Raw genomic sequence first — 17,596 nt, forward strand, 5'->3', positions numbered from 1 at the left:
AGAGGAGACAAAATTGGCAACCACGACATCGAAAACACGCCGCAAACTCTTGGCGGGAACGAGTGCCGCAGCGATGGTGTTCGCATTCGGTTCAGCATGCATGGTTCCGCAGGCCCAGGCACAGACACAGGGCGGTGCCGCCGGCTATCCGAATCGCCCGATCAAATTCATCGTTCCCTATTCGCCCGGCGGCCTCGGCGACTCGTTTGCGCGCGCAGTCGGACAGGGGCTCGCCGAGCGGCTGGGCCAGCCGGTCGTCATCGAGAACATGCCGGGTGCGAGCCAGGCCATCGGCGCAGCCGCCGCGGCGAAGTCGCCCGCCGACGGCTACACTCTGTTCATGGGAACGCAGTCGGGCCTGGTGCTCAATTCCATCGCCCGCAAGAAACTGCCCTACGATCCGGTGAAGGATTTCACGCCGATCTCCATGCTGTTCTCGTCGCCGCTCTACCTGGTGGTTCATCCCTCGGTCGAGGCCAAATCGGTCAAGGAATTGATCGCGCTGGCCAAGGCCAAACCGGACTTCTATTCGGTGGCGACCATCGGCGAGGGCACATCGACGCACCTGGCTTCGGTGATGTTCGAGAACAAGGCCGGCGTGGATCTTCTTCAGGTTTCCTACAAGGGCAGCGCTCCTGCCATCACAGATGTGCTCGGAGGCAGGGTGCACATGATGTTCGAGGGCGGCGCTTCGGCCTTGCCCTATGTGCGGCAGGGAAAGCTGCGGGCGCTCGCCTCCACCGCCGAGGAGCGCACCGAGAAGGCCGCGCCGGGATTGCCGACGATTGCCGAGACTTATCCGGGCTTCTCGCTGGAAGTCTGGTTCGGCCTGGTCGCGCCTGCCGGCTTGCCCAAGCCTATCGTCGACCGGCTGAACAGGGAAATCAAGGAAGTGCAGAAATCGCCGAAGCTGCTGGAGCTGGCGGCCAACCTCGGAGCGGAAGTGCTGCCGAGCACGCCCGAACAGCTGGGCACGCGCATTCGCAACGAGCTGCGCGATTTCGCGAAGGTGATGAAAGATGCCGGGATCGAGCCGCAGTAACTGTTGGCGGCATGCGCAGCGGTATTGACGCTGCCATTTAAAGTAGGTTAACAATTTTAAGTATTGGTAGTTTTCTTGCCGATGAAGCACGGGGCCATGCCACGCGCTTCATCGGCATTTTGCTTTTCGCTTTTTACGCTGCTGTCCTGGGCTCGATCACGACCATGAAAATTCCCAAGTATGAAAGGCCAATATGGCAATCCGGGCTTCTGCATCCATGTGAAGAGAGATTCGTAGAACTGCAATGAAGCTTTCTCGACTGTTCGGTTTTCATGATTAATTAATAGAATCTTTTTGCTTCTGTATGACAGGGCAGTCAACTATATTCCTCATCGTTCGTGCCTTCGCTGTGTCATGAGGGCTGCATGTCGAACCCGCTACGCGGCACCAAAATTATTCTATTGGAGGAACAAATGTCCCAATCAATGCAGAAGCTCGGCCTTGCCGGATGCATGACGATCGGCCTTGCGCTGTCGACACAGTCGGCACTGGCGCAGAGCACGACCAATGTCACCATCTACGGCATCGTCGATGCGGGTATCGAGTACACCCACGGCGTTGCCGCCGGAGGAAGAAAAGAGAACCTGACGCGTCTCAACGGCAGCAACCAGCTCGCCTCGCGCTGGGGCCTGCGCGGCACTGAAGACCTGGGCGGCGGCGTGAAAGCGGTGTTCAATCTGGAGAACGGCTTCAGTCCCGATACCGGCAATATCCTGCAGAGCGGACGTTTGTTCGGACGCGCCTCGGTGGTCGGCGTGGAAAGCCCGTGGGGCACCGTGCTGGCGGGGCGTCAGAGAAACACGATCTTCGATCTGATCCTGGTCTACGATCCGCTGCCGCTGGCCACCTATGGCGTCACCGCGCACGACAATGCCTTCTTCACCCAGCGTCCCGACAACTCGATCAAGTACAGCTACAAGGCAGGCCCGCTGTCGGGCTCGCTGCTGTACAGCTTCGGCCGTGACGCGCTCACCGGCACGCCGGCAGGCAGCCAGAGCGAAGTCCCCGGCAATTCGCGTATCGGCCGCCAGATGGGCGCCAGCCTGAATTACGCAGCGGGACCGGTGAGCGTTGCCTTCGGCTATGACCAGCAGCAGGGCGTGACCGCAGCGACCGCATCCGAAGCGGATCGCCGCTATCTGCTGGCCGGTATCTATGACATTGCAAGCACCCGCACCAAGCTGTATGCCGGCGTCGTGCGCCGCGAGAACGATGTGCCGGCCATCGATACGACAAGTCACATTTACTGGGTCGGTTTCAAGCAGGGGATCACAGGCCAGCTCGGCCTCGCCGCGCAGCTGTCGCGCGCCACGCAGAGCGGTTCCCCGAACAAGGCCACGCTGCTGGGCACCTCGCTCTACTACGATCTGTCCAAGCGCACCCAGCTTTACCTGAACATGGCGTATGTGAAGAACGACGGCGCAAGCGCCCAAGGTGTCGCCAACAGCACGCCGGCCGTTCCGGGTGAAAACCAGACCGGTGTCGTGTCCGGCATCATGCACCGCTTCTGATCCGCAATCCGCAATCCGCAATTTGTAATCCATTGACGCCTGCTCCAGCATGAACGCACCGCGCACACTCTACGACAAGCTATGGGACGACCATGTCGTTCGCACCGAAAGCGATGGCACGGCGCTGCTTTATGTGGACAGGCATCTCGTGTATGAAGTGACCAGTCCTCAAGCTTTTGAAGGACTGGCCGAATCCGGCCGGCCGGTATGGCGGCCGATGGCAAACTTCGGCGTCTGCGACCACAACGTTCCCACCTCAGGCCGCGCGGGCGGCATACGCGATCCGCTGTCCCGCGCGCAGGTGGAGCGGCTGGCTGACAACTGCGACCGCAACCGGATACCGCAGTTCCGGATGCTAGACCGGCGCCAGGGCATCGTGCATGTGATCGCGCCGGAACAGGGACTGACCCTGCCGGGCATGACCGTGGTTTGCGGCGATTCCCATACCAGCACGCACGGCGCCCTCGGCGCGCTGGCGTTCGGCGTCGGTACCTCAGAGGTCGAGCATGTGCTGGCGACGCAGACCCTGGCGCTGAAGAAAAGCAGGAACATGCGTGTCAGCGTCTCCGGGAAGCTGGCTCACGGCTGTTCCGCGAAGGATCTCGCTCTGGCCATCATCGGCCGTATCGGCACGGCCGGGGGCACGGGGTACACCATTGAATTCGCGGGACCGGCGATACGCAGTCTCTCGATGGAGGCGCGCATGACCTTGTGCAACATGGCTATTGAAGCCGGTGCGCGTTCCGGGCTGGTCGCAGTCGATGACCTGACCATCGAATACCTGCGCGGCAAGCCGTTTGCCCCCCAAAGCCGCCATTGGGATGCCGCCGTGGCCGAGTGGCGCAGTCTCGTCTCCGACCCCGGCGCGCATTTCGACAGCGAGATCGAGATCGATGGCGAAGCGGTCATTCCGCAAGTCACCTGGGGCACTTCGCCGGAGATGGTGACCGGCATCGACGGCAGCGTGCCCGATCCGGCGGAAGAGACGGATCCCTCACGCCGGCGGATGCTGGAAAGCGCGCTAGCCTATATGGGCCTTACGGCCGGGCAAAGAATTCACGATATCGGCATCGACAAGGTATTCATCGGGTCCTGCACCAATAGCCGCATCGAGGATCTGCGCATCGCGGCCGACATCGTGCGGCGCATGAGCGGCCGCATTGACGGCCATGTGAAGCTTGCGCTGGTGGTACCCGGCTCCGGCCTGGTCAAGGCGCAGGCGGAGCAGGAAGGACTGGATCGGATTTTCACCGAGGCCGGCTTCGAATGGCGCGAACCGGGCTGCTCGATGTGCCTGGCGATGAACGACGACAGACTTGCGCCGCAGGAGCGCTGCGCATCGACCTCGAACCGCAATTTCGAAGGGCGGCAGGGCGCAGGCGGGCGCAGTCATCTTGTCAGTCCGGCCATGGCCGCCGCCGCCGCGATGGCGGGGCGCTTCATTGACGTCAGGCGCTGCCTGGCAGGGGACTCGTAGAGAGATCATGGACAAGTTTGAAACCCTGACCGGACTGGCGGCCCCGCTGGACCGCGACAATGTCGATACCGATGCCATCATTCCGAAGCAGTTCATGAAGTCGGTGGCGCGCACGGGTTTCGGCCTGAATCTGTTCGATGCCTGGCGCTATACCGATATCGGCGAACCTGGCATGGACAATGCGGCGCGCCCGCACAATCCCGACTTCGTGCTCAATCAGTCCCGGTACCACGGCGCCAGCATCCTGCTGGTCCGGCGCAACTTCGGCTGCGGCAGTTCCCGCGAGCATGCGCCGTGGGCGATTTCGCAATATGGTTTCCGGGTACTGATCGGCATCAGCTTTGCCGACATCTTTCGGCAGAACTGCTACAAGAACGGCATCCTTGCCATCACCCTGCCGGAGCGGCAAGTCGATGCGCTGTTCGCGGCAGCAGTCGCCACACCTGGTTACAGGCTGAAGGTAGACCTGCCGTTGCAAACGGTCGCGGACGAGGCGGGACGGATATATCCGTTCGAGATCGCGCCGTTCATCAAGCATAATCTTGTCAATGGCCTGGACGAGATCGGCCTGACGCTTCAGCATCAGGAAGCCATCAGGACGTTCGAGCAGCAGCGACATGCCCGCTGCCCATGGCTCGCCGTTCCTGTCGACGCCGGTCCTGACGGCAGCTAACAGGCAGTCCAGCCGCATGCAGGGGGCGCAGGCGATGTTTGCTTGCGTTACATCCAGCTTGTGTCCTGATGCGCCAATGCAATCGCCGGGAAGCTTCATTACAATGAATGCTGTCTTCGTTTTCGTTGCGAGCATTCATGCATTGTCCGGCTGCATCCGCCATACGCTCTCGCTTGTTGCCTGATTGCCAAGGCATGCGGGGTGTCCGATCGCTCACGCACCGCGCACGTTTCAGGTAATCCGGCTATGAACCTCTCACTCAGACAATTGAAGGTGTTTCTTGGCGTGGCGGACAGTTCCAGCTTCACCAAGACCGCACAGCGCCTGCACCTCAGCCAGGCCGCCTTGTCGGCCATCATCCGCGAGCTGGAAACCCAGCTCCAGTGCCGCCTTCTCGACCGTACTACGCGCACCGTCAGCCTGACCGAAGCCGGCCGTTTTTTTCTGCCGACGGCCATGCATATCGTGCAGGTGCTGGAAAACTCTGCGCTGGAACTGGCGAAGATGGGGCGCGAGGAGCGACGCATCCTGCGCATCGGCGTGACGCCTCACGTGGCGGTCAGCATCGTGCCGACAGTGCTCAAGCGTTTCCTCAAAAACCATGCCGACGTGCATGTGGAAGTCAGCGACAGGCCGCCCGGCGACCTGCTGCGCCTGGTCGAAGACGGCGAACTGGATGCGGCATTCGGCGCCTTTTTCGACAAGGCGTCGGGCATCGAACGCACGCCGATCTTTCCCACGCATTTCGTGATCGCCTCGCCCCTGACCGAGGAGCGCGAGTGGCCGGATTTCTCATCCTGCGACGTCACCTGGAAAGCGTTGCAGGACGTGCCAATGATCTCCTTTCCGAAGGACAATCCCATCCAGCGCCTGGTTGAGGAGAATCTGTCGCGCGAGCGGGTAACGACAGGCAAGCGCACCATCGTCAGTCACCTTGAGACGGCCATTTCCATGGCTGAAGCCGGATTCGGCGTGGCCATCGTGCCGTCGTTCTCCGAGGCCACCTGCCAGCGCTTCCGCGTACGCCTCGACAAGGTGCAGCCCTTGCTGGAACTGGCTTTCTACTGCATTACCCGCTCCGGGCGCGGCAACATCGACATCATCGAGCAGTTCTCCGATACCTTCCGCGAAGTGGCGCAGGAATTCGAAAAGAGCCTCGCGCAGCGCAGCAAGCGTGCCGGCACGCGTCGCAAGAGCGAAGCTGCCTGAGCGCAATTCCTGTCTAATTCCTGCACGGATTCCCCATGCCTGAGGCGTGCCGTTGGTTGTCTTCAAGAGGCGTGCCGGCGTGCGCGCCTTTTCTGCTTTTTAACCGTCCTGCCTTTTACCCACCGCAGCACTGCCGAGCCGCCATGAATGCGACTGGCCGTCTTCATTGTTCGCATTTCTCTATAAGACGATAAATTCTTTTTGCTTCTGCAAACAAACGAGGTTCTTTATATTAAGCGTCAACCAAGCCGTTGCCATTCCGGGCAATGCGGTTCCGCCAATACGTTCCAGCATGATGAAGAATTCCTCGCACATCGCTCGCTCGCTGAAATCGATCAGTACCCTGACTGCCCTGACGCTGGCTGCGATGACCTGCATCGCCGCGCCGTCTGCGGTCGCTCAGTCGTATCCCGCACGCACCGTCACCATCGTCGTTCCTTTCGCGCCCGGCGGTCCTACCGACAGCAGCGCCCGCCTGATCGGCAAGGCGCTGAGCGCACGGCTCAAGCAGCCCGTGATCATTGAAAACAGGCCGGGCGCCGGCGGCACGACGGGTTCGGCCTATGTCGCGCGCGCCAAGGCCGACGGCTATACGCTGCTGTGGGCAAGCACCAGCAGCGTCGGCGTGGCGCCGGCACTGTATCCCAAGCTGAGCTACGCGCCGATCACATCGTTCGCTCCCCTGGCGATGGTGGCGCGCAGCCCCATCGTGCTGACCGCGCGCGGCAACATCAAGGCTGAGAATCTCAAGGATTTCATCGCCCTGGCGAAGACGCAGCAGATGTCCTACGGCTCCGCAGGCAACGGCTCCATTACCCATCTCGTGGCCGAGTGGTTCAACGACGAGGCGAAGATCAACATGCTGCATGTGCCCTACAAGGGCGGTGCACCGGCGCTCAACGATCTGCTGGGCGGACAGGTCGACCTGACGCTGGAAACCATTCCCACCGTATCGTCGTTCATCAAGACCGACCGCGTGAAGGTGCTGGCCACCACCGGCAAGACCCGCGCACCGCAATTGCCCAACGTGCCCACGGTCAGGGAAGTGATCGGCGGAGACTTCGAGGCCTACTCCTGGGTCGGACTCATGGCGCCCGCAGGCACGCCGGCCGATGCGCTGAAGGTGTTGACCGATGCGATGCAAGCGGCTGAAAACGACCCTGCGCTGCAGCGCGAAATCGAAGCGACCGGCCTCGATCCCGTAAAAAGTTCGCCCGACGCTTTCAAGCGCGATATCGAAGCAGAACTGGCGAAGTGGACCCGTCTGGTGAAGAAGGTCAATCCGGTCGTTGAATAAGCCTAATCGTTGCATCCCGCACCCTCTGTCAACTCATCTCACTGCTGCATAACAATGAAAATCACCATCATCGGCGCGGGCCTCGGCGGCCTGACGGCGGCTATCGCCCTGCTTAAAAAAGGATTCGATGTCTCCGTACTGGAGCAGGCCAGCGAACTCAAGGAAATCGGCGCCGGCGTCCAGCTCGGGCCGAATGCCACCGGAGTGCTGTACCGCCTAGGCCTCGGCGAGGCGCTGGCGCAGATCGCTTCCGAACCTGTCGGAAAGCGGGTCAGGCTGTGGAGCACCGGCCAGATCTGGCCGCTGTTCGACCTGGGCACCGTGTCGCGCGAAATCTACGGCTATCCGTACTTCACATTGCACCGCGCCGACCTGCACATGGTGCTGGCGGAGTCCGTCATGCGGCTCAAGCCGGATGCCATCAGGCTGGGCGTGCGCATCGTCGGCCACGATCAGCATGGCGGCGGCGTGACGCTCACCGCGCACAACGGCGATGTCTACGAATCCGATGTCGTGATCGGCGCCGACGGCGTGCATTCGAAGACGCGCGAAGCGATGTTCGGGCCCGATGCGCCGCGCTATTCCGGCGTCATGGCATGGCGGGGCGTGATCCAGGCGTCGTCGCTGCCTGCGCATCTGCGCGAGCCCTACGGTTCCAACTGGGTCGGCCCGGGCGCGCATGTGATCCAGTATCCGTTGCGCCGCGGCGAACTGATCAACTTCGTCGGCGCGGTCGAGGGCAATCGCTGGGAAGTCGAGTCCTGGTCCGAGGCCGGCACCCACGAGGAATGCCTGAACGACTTCAAGGGCTGGCATGAGGACGTGCAGACCATGATCAAGGCGATTGACACGCCGTTCAAGTGGGTGCTCAAGGTTCGCGATCCGATGCCGCGCTGGTCCAAGGGAAACATGACCTTGCTCGGCGATGCCTGCCATCCGACCTTGCCATTCCTAGCCCAGGGCGCCGGCATGGCGATCGAGGACGGCTACATCCTGGCGCGGGCGCTGGAGAAGTATCCGCATTCGATTTCCACCGCATTCGAACGCTACGAGGCGGCGCGCAAGGAGCGCACGGCGCGCGTGGTGATCGGCTCTGCGGCCAACACCAAGCGCTTCCACAATCCGGCGCTGGCCGACGCGCAGGGCGCCGGCGAGTACGTCAACCGCGAGTTCAGCGAAGAGCGGGTGAAGGAACGTTACGAGTGGCTGTTCAACTACGACGTCGATGCCGTCGAGATCTGATGCTTGCCTGAATTCCGTTATGCCCGGTCAATCACATCCTGGAGAATGACATGTCCACCATACCCAGCGTTCTAGGCCTGCATCACTTTGCATGGCGCTGCCGCGATGCGGAGGAAACACGCCGCTTTTATGAAGACCTGCTCGGCATGCGCCTGGTGCATGTGATCAAGGCCGATCATGTGCCGAGCACCGGCGAGTACTGTCCCTATGTACATATCTTCTTTGAAATGGCCGACGGTTCCAACATCGCCTTCTTCGACCTCGGCGACGGTCAGTCCGCGCAGCCCTCGCAGAATACGCCGTCCTGGGTCAACCACATTGCGCTGAAGCTGAAATCGCTCGAAGAGCTGGCGGCGATGAAGCGACGGCTGGAAGACGCCGGCGTGGAAGTGGTGGGCGTGACCGACCACCATTTCGTGCGGTCGATCTACTTCTTTGATCCCAACGGCTTCCGCATGGAATTCACGGTGCCGGTCGGTACGGCGGAGCAGCACAAGGAATACGAAGACACCGCACACGCCAAGATCAACGAGTGGACACGCGAAAAAGCGTCCCGCAACAACAAGAACTGAAACATGACCCAATTGAATGCAACGCACGACCCGGCTCGCCGCTCCTGGGTGGAGTCAGCCAATCAGGCCGAATGCGACTTTCCGATCCAGAACCTGCCGTTCGGCATTTTCAACGAAGGCGGCGTGCGCCGCGCGGGCGTGGCGCTCGGCGACAAGGTCATCGATCTGCAGGCATTGCTGAGCCATGGGCTGCTGGACGGTCATGCCGCCATCGCCGCGCATGCCACGGCCAGCGGCCGCCTGAACGAACTGATGGAAATGGAAAAGCCGTTTGCATCGGCACTGCGCGCCCAGCTGTCCGACCTGTTTCGCAGCGATGGTCCGTCGGCGATGCTGTCCGGCGCCCGCGCGCATGCGGAGACCATCCTGCTCGACATGAAGTCGGTCAGCATGGAAGTTCCATGCAGCATCGGCGACTACACGGATTTTTTGACTTCGCTGCACCACACCGAGCGCCACGGGCGTTTCAAGGGCTTGAAGGATCCGCTGCCTCCGGCATTCAAATCGCTGCCGGTGGCCTATCACAGCCGCGCATCGTCGATCCGGATCAGCGGGACCGAGGTGGTGCGTCCTAACGGCCAGTACAAGGATGCGGACGGGGAAGTGCGTTTCGGCCCTGCGCCGATGATGGACTTCGAACTCGAACTCGCAGCCTTCATCGGACGGGGCAATGAACTGACGCAGCCCATCCCGATCGATCGCGCGCGCGAGCATATCTTCGGCTATTGCCTGCTCAACGACTGGTCGGCCAAGAGCATACAGTGGTGGGAACAGGTGCTCGGTCCTTTCCTCGGCAAGAGCTTCATCACATCGATCTCGCCGTGGATCGTGACCGAGGAAGCGCTGCTGCCGTTCCGCCTGCCGGCGCCCGCGCGTCCGGCGGGAGACCCGCCGCCGCTGGACCACCTCAACGGCAAGCGTGACCAGTCCGAAGGCGGCATCGACATCGCTCTCGAAGCGTGGATCTCGACAGCCACGCAGCGCAGCGCCGGGCAGGATGCAGTCTGCATCACGCGTACTCACCTGCAGAACCTTTACTGGACTTTCGGGCAGATGATCACCCATCACGCCAGCAACGGCTGCAATCTGCGACCGGGGGATCTGATCGGCAGCGGCACCATTTCGGGGGAAAGCGATATCTCGCGTGCCTGCATCACCGAACTGACCAATGCCGGCAAGGATCCGCTGCTGGTGGGCAATGGGGAATTCCGCACCGCGCTTGAAGACGGCGATGAAATGATCTTCCGCGCCCGGGCGGCCCGCGAGGGCGCGGTCGCGATCGGTTTCGGCGAATGCCGCGGGCGCGTGCAGCCGGCGCGCACGTGGCCGGCATGATCTTCAGGATGAGAGGGACACAATGAATGAATTGAACGGCTATCTGCAGGTCGGAAATGGACCTGTGAAAGTACTGGCCATGTCCGGCTGGTTCGGCGAAGCGGCCGACTGGAGCGTCATGGCGAATGCCTTCGATCCAGACCTCTTCACCATCGTCTCGTTCGACTATCGCGGCTATGGGCGTTCCCGCCACTTGTCCGGCGAATTCACTTTCGAGGAAAGCGCCAATGACGCCATGCGTCTGGTGAACCATCTCGGATGGGACCGCTTTTCCCTGATCGGGCATTCGATGGGCGGGGTGGCAATACAGCGGCTGATGCTTGTCGCAGGCGGGCGTGTCGAGAAGATGGTGGCGGTAACTGCAGTGCCGGCTTGCAGCGCGCGCATGGATGCGCAGCGGCTGGCGATGTTCGAGAGCGCCGTGACGGAGCAGGCAAAGCGCGAATTCATCATCAACTTTTCCACCGGCAGCCGGCTTCCTGCGACCTGGGTACGTCAAGTGGCGCAGCGTTCGATGGAGAGTTCGACGCCGGCCGCTTTCGGCGCATATCTCAAGCAGTGGGCGACGGTGGATTTTTCCGAGCTGGTGCAAGGGAACGAGACGCCGGTGAAGGTGTTGGTCGGCGAATACGATCCGACGCTGAATACGGATCTGATGCAGCGCACCTGGCTGTCCTGGTATCCGAATTCGTCCATGGAAACTCTGGCGAATTCAGGCCATTATCCGATGTTCGAAGTGCCGCTGGCCCTGGCCGCAGCGATACAGGAATTTTTGCGCCAGTCCTGATGCGGGACGGCGCCATGGCGCCTGCCTGCATGACCTGGCGCGGCAAGTGGAGACAACGTGTACGCCTTTTCCTATTTTCGCCCGGCTTCCATCGATGAAGCCGTGGCCTTCCTGAAAGACCATGAAGGCGCCAAGCCGCTGTCCGGAGGCATGACGCTGGTACCGACGCTCAAGCAGCGCCTGGCTGCGCCCTCGCATCTGGTCGACCTGACCTGGATACCCGAGATGAAAGGCATCACCGTCGACGGCGACATCCTGCGCATCGGCGCGGCCACGCCGCATGCGGTGGTGGCATCGTCGGAAACCGTGGCGCAAACGATCCCTGCACTGTCCCGCCTGGCGGGCCTGATCGCCGATCCGCAGGTGCGCAACCGCGGCACCATCGGCGGGTCGGTGGCCAACAACGATCCGGCCGCCGATTATCCGGCAAGCGCGCTGGGACTGGATGCAACGGTCGTGACCAGCGAGCGGCGGATACCTGCCGATGACTTTTTCGTCGGCATGTTCGAAACCGCGCTGCGGGAAACGGAACTCGTCACCGCCATCGAATTCAAGCGGCCCGATGCGGCTGCCTATCTGAAGTATGCGCATGCGGCGTCCGGCTATGCGGTCGCAGGCGTGTTCGTGGCGCGTTTCGGCGGTGCGGTCAGGGTAGCAGTCACCGGTGCGGGATCGTCGGTGTTCCGCTGGACGGAAGCCGAAGAGGCGCTGGCGCGGAGCTTCGGCATTGAGTCGTTAAGAGACGTGCCGCTGGATGATTCGATGCTGCTCGACGACATCCATGCGCCCGCGCCTTACCGGGCCAACCTGGTGAAGGTGCATGCCCGCCGCGCGGTGGCGGAATTGACAAACGGTGGGTGATTCGCACGGCTCGCATGGTTTTATCCAGGCATTGGACGCGCAGCACACTTATCTAAGCAGTTAAAGCGCACCCTTCTCCCGCAGGCGGGAGAAGGGCCGGGGATGAGGGGAATCGTCAAGACCGAAAGAGCACTTGTCTGTCCCGAAAGAGCACTTGGCTGTCCCCCTCACCCCTAACCCCTCTCCCGCCCGCGGGAGAGGGGAATAAATTCGACTTAGGAGACATGATGGAATTCAAGGGAACCCAAACAATCGAAGCGCCGCGCGACGTGGTCTGGAAATGCCTGAACGACCCTGCGATTCTGCAGGCTTGCGTGCCGGGATGCGAATCCTTCACCGCCAAGAGCGATGACGAATATCTCGCCGTCGTGGTGGCATCGGTCGGTCCGGTCAAGGCCAAGTTCAAGGGCAACCTTGTTTTGTCGGACCGCGTCGAAGCGGTCGGTTACCGGATCGCGGGCCAGGGTGAAGGCGGCATCGCCGGTTTCGGCAAGATGAATGCAGAGGTGCGGCTGTCCGATGTCGACGGCGGCACCGAGCTGACGTATGTCTCCACCGCCGAAGTCGGCGGCAAGCTGGCCCAGATCGGGTCGCGCCTGGTGTCATCGGTGGCCAACAAGCTTGCCGATGAATTCTTCAAGCGTTTCAATGCCAATGTCAGTGCGCTGGCCAAGGCATGAAGCCAGGACACGCGTAATACACGCTTAACGCGCAATGCCCTCCCGGGCAAGTCAGGACGAGTAAGAAATGGTAAGAGTTGAATTTCAGGTCAACGGCGAACGTCGGGCCGAGGAAGTCGAAGACCGCACGCTGCTGGTTGAATTTCTGCGCCAGAAGTGCGGACTCACCGGCACGCATGTCGGCTGCGACACAACGCAGTGCGGTGCATGCACTGTCAATCTCAACGGCACGGCGGTGAAATCCTGCACCGTGCTCGCAGCGCAGGTGAGCGGCGGCGAAGTGACGACGGTCGAAGGGCTGGCGAGCGGCGATGCCCTGCATCCGGTGCAGGAAGCCTTCATCCAATGCCACGGCCTGCAGTGCGGCTTCTGCACGCCGGGCATGGTGATGGCGATCGAATACTTCCTCAGGGAGCGTCCGGCATCGCTGGACGACGACACCATCCATACCGCGCTCGAGGGCAACATCTGCCGCTGCACCGGCTATGTCAACATCATCGAGGCGGTGCGGCATGCCGCCTACCGGATGTACCCGGACCTGCCGAAGCATGTGCCCGCGAAGGAGGCAGCATGATCGGCCAGCCACTGCCGCGCCTCGAGGACCGGCGCCTGGTCACCGGCAACGGCCGCTACACGGACGACTTCAATGTCGACGGCCAGGTCTACGCCGCTTTCCTGCGCTCGCCTCATGCGCATGCGATTCTTTGCGCCATCAATACCGACGCTGCGCGCGAGGCACCCGGCGTGCTGGCGGTACTGACCGGCCAGGAGTATCTCGACGCCGGCTTCCAGGGCATCCAGCATGTGCCCAATCCCGCCGATGCGATCGTCCATACACAGCCGGCGTTCCCCAGTTCCCTGACAGGATCGGTCTTCAACCAGCTTCACCTGCCGCTGCCGGTGGACAAGGTTCGCCATGTCGGCGAGCCGGTCGCGATGGTCATCGCCGCTACTGCACTGGAAGCGCGGGATGCAATTGAACTGATCGAAGTCGACTACGAAGTGCTCGAAGCCGTGGTGGCCGCCGACGATGCGATGAAGGACAATGCGCCGGAGCTTTGGGAAAACGCGCCGAAGAACCTGTGCTTCCAGACCCAGCTCGGCGACAAGGAAGCGGCGCAGCGGATTTTCCGGGAAGCGGCCCATGTGGTGCGCCGCGAGTTCCGCAACAGCCGCATCGTCAATTGCCAGATGGAGCCGCGCGCGGCCATCGGTCTGTACGATGAAAAGGAAGACAGCTATACGCTCATCTCCGGCAGCCAGGGCGCGCATCGGCAGAAGGCTTGCCTGGTCGGCGCGCTGCGGGTACCGGAGGCAAAGGTGCGCGTGGTCTGCCCGGATGTGGGCGGCGGCTTCGGTCCGCGCAGCATGCTCAATGTGGAACAGCTGGCCGTGGTCTGGGGTGCCCGTCATGTCGGACGCCCGGTGAAATGGACCGGCGACCGCAGCGAAGCCTTCCTCTCCGACTACCAGGGACGCGACCAGATCACCCGCGCTGCCATCGCCTTCGACAAGGACGGCCGCATCCTGGCCATCGACAATGAATGGATCGGCAACGTCGGCGCGCATACGGTGTCGTATGTGCCGATGGCCAACGGCACCCGCGTGATGACCACGGTCTACGACGTGCCGGTGGCGGCGGTGCATATCAGCGGCGTGCTCACCAATACCGTGCCCACCGGACCCTACCGGGGCGCCGGACGCCCGGAAGCGCATCACATGATGGAACGCATGCTCGATATCGCCGCGCGCGAACTGGACATCGACCGTCTTGAAATCCGCAGGCGCAATCTGGTCAAGCGCAGCCAGCTTCCTTATCGCAGTCCGATGGGATTGAACTACGACAGCGGCGATTTCGAAGGGAACATGAACCGTGCGCTGGAGCTTGCCGGCTGGGCCGATTTCGAAACGCGGCGCGCAGCATCGCGCGCAAGGGGCAAGCTGCGCGGCATCGGTCTGGCCAATTACGTGGAAGCGCCGGTCGGCGCGCCGCGCGAGCGTATCGAGTTGAGCATCCTGCCGGAAGGCATCGTTGACATCGTTTCCGGCACGCAGACGCAGGGGCAGGGCCATGCCACCACCTTCGCCCAGGTCGTCGTTGCGCAGCTCGGCGTGCCGATCGAATCGGTTCGCCTGCGCACCGGGGACACCGCTTTCGTCAAGCTCGGCGGCGGCTCCCACTCGGACCGCAGCATGCGCCTGGCCGGTACTCTGCTGGTGCAGGCGTCCGAAAAGCTGATCGCAGCGGGAAGGGTGGTTGCGGCCCGCATGCTCGACGCTTCTCCCGAGAACCTGGCCTTCGCCGACGGCGGCTTCCGCGACGACGGCACGCGGCGCTTCGTCAGCCTGTTCGAGATTGCCGCCGACATCCGGCAGCGCGGTGCGGCGGACGACAAGGAACGCGTGTTCCAGGCGGACGCGGAATTCAACGGTCGGATGCCGGCCCATCCGACCGGATGCGCCGTCTGCGAACTGGAGATCGATCCCGAAACCGGCGACACCGCACTCCTCAACTATACGCAGATCGACGATGTCGGGCAGCCGATCAACCCGCTGATCCTCGAAGGGCAGGTGCATGGCGGCCTGGCACAGGGAATCGGACAGGCATTCCTCGAAGGCTATTTCATCGAGCGCAGCAGCGGCCAGGTGCTGTCCGGATCGTACATGGATTACGGCGTGCCGCGGGCGGGCGCCGTGCCGCCGCTGAATCTGGAATTCTCGGAAGACCCGACCAGCGGCAATCCGCTGCGCGTGAAGGGCGGCGGGGAGAGCGGTATCACGCCCGCCACCGCAACCATCTTCAATGCGCTGGCCGATGCGCTGCGCGACATCGGCAACGACGAGATACCGATGCCGGCCACGCCGGCCGTGATCTGGAACTACATCCAACAACATGAAGGACAAGCCAATGCAGTCTGATCAGGTCATCATCCGCCGTGAAGGCGATCTGCTGGATATCGTGCTCAACCGGCCGGAGAAGGGCAATTCCCTGTCCGCGGAGATGGGCGACGCCATCATCGCCGCGCTGGACGCAATCGACGAGTCGGTCAAGGTAGTGCGCCTGTCCGGCGCCGGCGCCGACTTCTGCGGCGGCAGGGATTCGCCCATTCCGACGCTCGGCCCGAAGCCCTCGGCGGAAACCATACGCAAGGTGGTCGCCGCGCCGCCGCTGGCGCTGTACGACGCAATCAAGAATGCCCCGGTTCCCGTGGTGGCGGTGGTACTCGGCAAGGCGGCCGGCGCCGGATGCGGCCTTGCCTGCGTGTGCGATATCACGCTGAGCGCCGACGATGCGACGTACTCGATTCCTGAAATGGAGCGCGATATCCCTCCCACGCTGGTGATGACGGCGCTGATCGACCGCGTGCCGGTCAAGACGCTGGGTTATCTGGTGTTCAGCCGTGAATCGCTGACGGCTGCGGAAGCTTTTCAGGCGGGAATGATCAAGAAGGTGCTGCCTGCGGCCGAGCTTGAAGCCGAAGCCGAGAAACTGATCGCCACCATGCTGACCAACAGCGCGGTCAGCCTGCGTGCGGTGAAACAGTATCTTCGCCTTGCTCCGGAAATGTCGGGCCAGGCAGCCAGCAGCTTCGCGGCAAATCTCGCGGCGACCGCGCTGTCGGCACGTTTCTGAAAACGGCGCAATCAACAAACAACGATTCACAGGAGATAAGCAATGAGACGCACGCTGATCAAAGCCGCATTGCTGGCGCAGGCATTTTCCGTGCTGGCATTTGCCGGCACGGCTTCGGCACAGAACTATCCGAACAAACCGATCCGCATGGTGCTGGGCTACCCGGCAGGCAGCGGCATCGACAACGTGGCGCGCCAGGTGGCGCAGCGCATGGAAAAAGCCTTGGGCCAGACCGTCTATGTCGACAACAAGCCCGGCGCACTAGGCAATATCGCCGCGCAAAACGTGGCGACTTCGGCGCCCGACGGCTATTCGATTCTCTTCACGCCGAATTCCGCGCCGGTCGCCAACGTGCATTTGTTCAAGAAGCTGCCTTTCGATCCGATCAAGGATTTTGCGCCGGTGGCGCCGGTGGCGACGCTCGGTTTCGTGGTGCTGGTCAATCCAGAAAAACTGCCTGTCAAGACGTTGGCGGAATTGACCGCGCTGCTGAAGAAGGATCCCACCAAGTACAGCTACGGCACCGGCAACGCGACCGGCCAGGTCGCGGGCGCGCTGTACACGCATCTGGCCGGCATCGACGTGCTGAACGTGCCCTACAAGGGCGTGCCGCCGGCGGTCACCGACCTGATCGGCGGCCGGATCGACTTCGTGATGGCCGATGCGTCGCTCGCGATTCCGCAGATCAAGGGCGGCCGCGTGAAAGGCCTGGCGGTCACCAACGCCACTCGCGTCTCGGCGCTCAAGGATGTGCCGACCATGTCCGAAGCCGGTCTCCCGGGATATGACCTGATCGGATGGTTCGGCATATTCGTGCCGGCCAAGACGCCGCCGGAAATCACCAAACTGCTGGAAAGGCACGTGCGGGAAGTGGTAGCCGACAAGGGTCTCAGCGAGTCCTTGCGTTCCATCGGCGTGGAACCCTGGCTTGGGACTTCCGCCGACCTTGCCAAGGCAGTCGTGTCCGATACCGAGAAGTGGGGACAGATCATCAAGCGTGCCGGCATCGTTGCCGAATAAGCGCGTGCTTGCGCCGGGTGCCTGAGTCACTGCGATTGACTCTCGGTCATCCGGCGTGAATTGCAGTGGGCATGAAGAGCGGGATGAGGATTTTCAGATTCATGCCGCACCTGCCGCAAGCCGTAACATCATCCGCCCAATAAAAGTGGATTTTCTTCGGTTGACTGTTGAGGACAGCATTGTCTGCTGTCCGCAATAGGAACGATCCTTCTCTCAAGCAGGAAATCCGCTGCTCGAAAACGACCCCCGCCGGTTT

At 62.3% G+C, this 17,596-nt stretch carries 17 protein-coding genes; 16 read left to right on the forward strand and 1 reads right to left on the reverse strand.

Annotated elements, in window-relative coordinates; all coding sequences use genetic code 11:
- The first annotated feature begins 13 nt into the window (after positions 1–13).
- Entirely contained in the window at positions 14–1,042 is a 1,029-nt protein-coding gene (locus tag IGW03_RS11350) for a Bug family tripartite tricarboxylate transporter substrate binding protein (protein WP_194722672.1), read from the forward strand.
- Positions 1,043–1,098: 56 nt separating this feature from the next.
- On the opposite strand, the gene IGW03_RS11355 is transcribed toward IGW03_RS11350, so the two are convergent.
- Positions 1,099–1,362, reverse strand: coding sequence for a hypothetical protein (locus IGW03_RS11355; protein WP_194722673.1), 264 nt, complete (start codon positions 1,360–1,362; stop codon positions 1,099–1,101).
- A 93-nt stretch (positions 1,363–1,455) separates the two neighbouring features.
- Here IGW03_RS11355 and IGW03_RS11360 point away from each other — a divergent pair, with 93 nt between their 5' ends.
- The 15 genes from IGW03_RS11360 (at position 1,456) to IGW03_RS11430 (ending at position 17,340) form a co-directional block, all read left to right on the forward strand.
- Entirely contained in the window at positions 1,456–2,553 is a 1,098-nt protein-coding gene (locus tag IGW03_RS11360) for a porin (RefSeq protein ID WP_194722674.1), read from the forward strand.
- 49 nt (positions 2,554–2,602) lie between these two features.
- The gene (gene leuC, locus IGW03_RS11365) at positions 2,603–4,030 is read left to right on the forward strand and encodes a 3-isopropylmalate dehydratase large subunit (protein WP_194722675.1); all 1,428 of its coding nucleotides are present in this window, start codon (positions 2,603–2,605) and stop codon (positions 4,028–4,030) included.
- Positions 4,031–4,037: 7 nt separating this feature from the next.
- A complete protein-coding gene (leuD, locus tag IGW03_RS11370; RefSeq protein ID WP_194722676.1) occupies positions 4,038–4,703 on the forward strand; it encodes a 3-isopropylmalate dehydratase small subunit in 666 nt (221 codons plus the stop codon).
- A 246-nt stretch (positions 4,704–4,949) separates the two neighbouring features.
- Positions 4,950–5,912, forward strand: a complete 963-nt coding sequence (locus IGW03_RS11375; RefSeq protein ID WP_194722677.1) for a LysR family transcriptional regulator — start codon at positions 4,950–4,952, stop codon at positions 5,910–5,912.
- A 292-nt stretch (positions 5,913–6,204) separates the two neighbouring features.
- Entirely contained in the window at positions 6,205–7,209 is a 1,005-nt protein-coding gene (locus IGW03_RS11380; RefSeq protein ID WP_194722678.1) for a Bug family tripartite tricarboxylate transporter substrate binding protein, read from the forward strand.
- Positions 7,210–7,263: 54 nt separating this feature from the next.
- The gene (locus tag IGW03_RS11385; RefSeq protein WP_194722679.1) at positions 7,264–8,451 is read left to right on the forward strand and encodes an FAD-dependent monooxygenase; all 1,188 of its coding nucleotides are present in this window, start codon (positions 7,264–7,266) and stop codon (positions 8,449–8,451) included.
- Positions 8,452–8,501: 50 nt separating this feature from the next.
- Positions 8,502–9,023, forward strand: coding sequence for a VOC family protein (locus tag IGW03_RS11390; protein WP_194722680.1), 522 nt, complete (start codon positions 8,502–8,504; stop codon positions 9,021–9,023).
- Between the two features lie 3 nt (positions 9,024–9,026).
- The gene (gene fahA, locus IGW03_RS11395; protein ID WP_194722681.1) at positions 9,027–10,358 is read left to right on the forward strand and encodes a fumarylacetoacetase; all 1,332 of its coding nucleotides are present in this window, start codon (positions 9,027–9,029) and stop codon (positions 10,356–10,358) included.
- 22 nt (positions 10,359–10,380) lie between these two features.
- Positions 10,381–11,145, forward strand: coding sequence for an alpha/beta fold hydrolase (locus IGW03_RS11400; RefSeq protein ID WP_194722682.1), 765 nt, complete (start codon positions 10,381–10,383; stop codon positions 11,143–11,145).
- A 57-nt stretch (positions 11,146–11,202) separates the two neighbouring features.
- Complete coding sequence (locus tag IGW03_RS11405; protein ID WP_194722683.1) at positions 11,203–12,006, forward strand: FAD binding domain-containing protein; 804 nt, start codon at positions 11,203–11,205, stop codon at positions 12,004–12,006.
- A gap of 227 nt (positions 12,007–12,233) precedes the next feature.
- Positions 12,234–12,686 (forward strand): SRPBCC family protein, encoded by a 453-nt coding sequence (locus IGW03_RS11410; RefSeq protein WP_194722785.1) that lies wholly within the window; start codon positions 12,234–12,236, stop codon positions 12,684–12,686.
- A 67-nt stretch (positions 12,687–12,753) separates the two neighbouring features.
- Entirely contained in the window at positions 12,754–13,260 is a 507-nt protein-coding gene (locus IGW03_RS11415; RefSeq protein WP_194722684.1) for a (2Fe-2S)-binding protein, read from the forward strand.
- Entirely contained in the window at positions 13,257–15,605 is a 2,349-nt protein-coding gene (locus IGW03_RS11420; protein ID WP_194722685.1) for a xanthine dehydrogenase family protein molybdopterin-binding subunit, read from the forward strand. The genes IGW03_RS11415 and IGW03_RS11420 overlap by 4 nt, the downstream gene beginning before the upstream one ends.
- Positions 15,595–16,320 (forward strand): enoyl-CoA hydratase/isomerase family protein, encoded by a 726-nt coding sequence (locus IGW03_RS11425; protein ID WP_194722686.1) that lies wholly within the window; start codon positions 15,595–15,597, stop codon positions 16,318–16,320. The genes IGW03_RS11420 and IGW03_RS11425 overlap by 11 nt, the downstream gene beginning before the upstream one ends.
- Positions 16,321–16,362: 42 nt before the next feature.
- Complete coding sequence (locus tag IGW03_RS11430) at positions 16,363–17,340, forward strand: Bug family tripartite tricarboxylate transporter substrate binding protein (protein WP_194722687.1); 978 nt, start codon at positions 16,363–16,365, stop codon at positions 17,338–17,340.
- The last annotated feature ends 256 nt before the right edge of the window (positions 17,341–17,596 follow it).

The organism is Noviherbaspirillum malthae, from assembly GCF_015352985.1.
GTDB classification, from domain to species: Bacteria; Pseudomonadota; Gammaproteobacteria; order Burkholderiales; family Burkholderiaceae_D; genus Noviherbaspirillum; species Noviherbaspirillum malthae.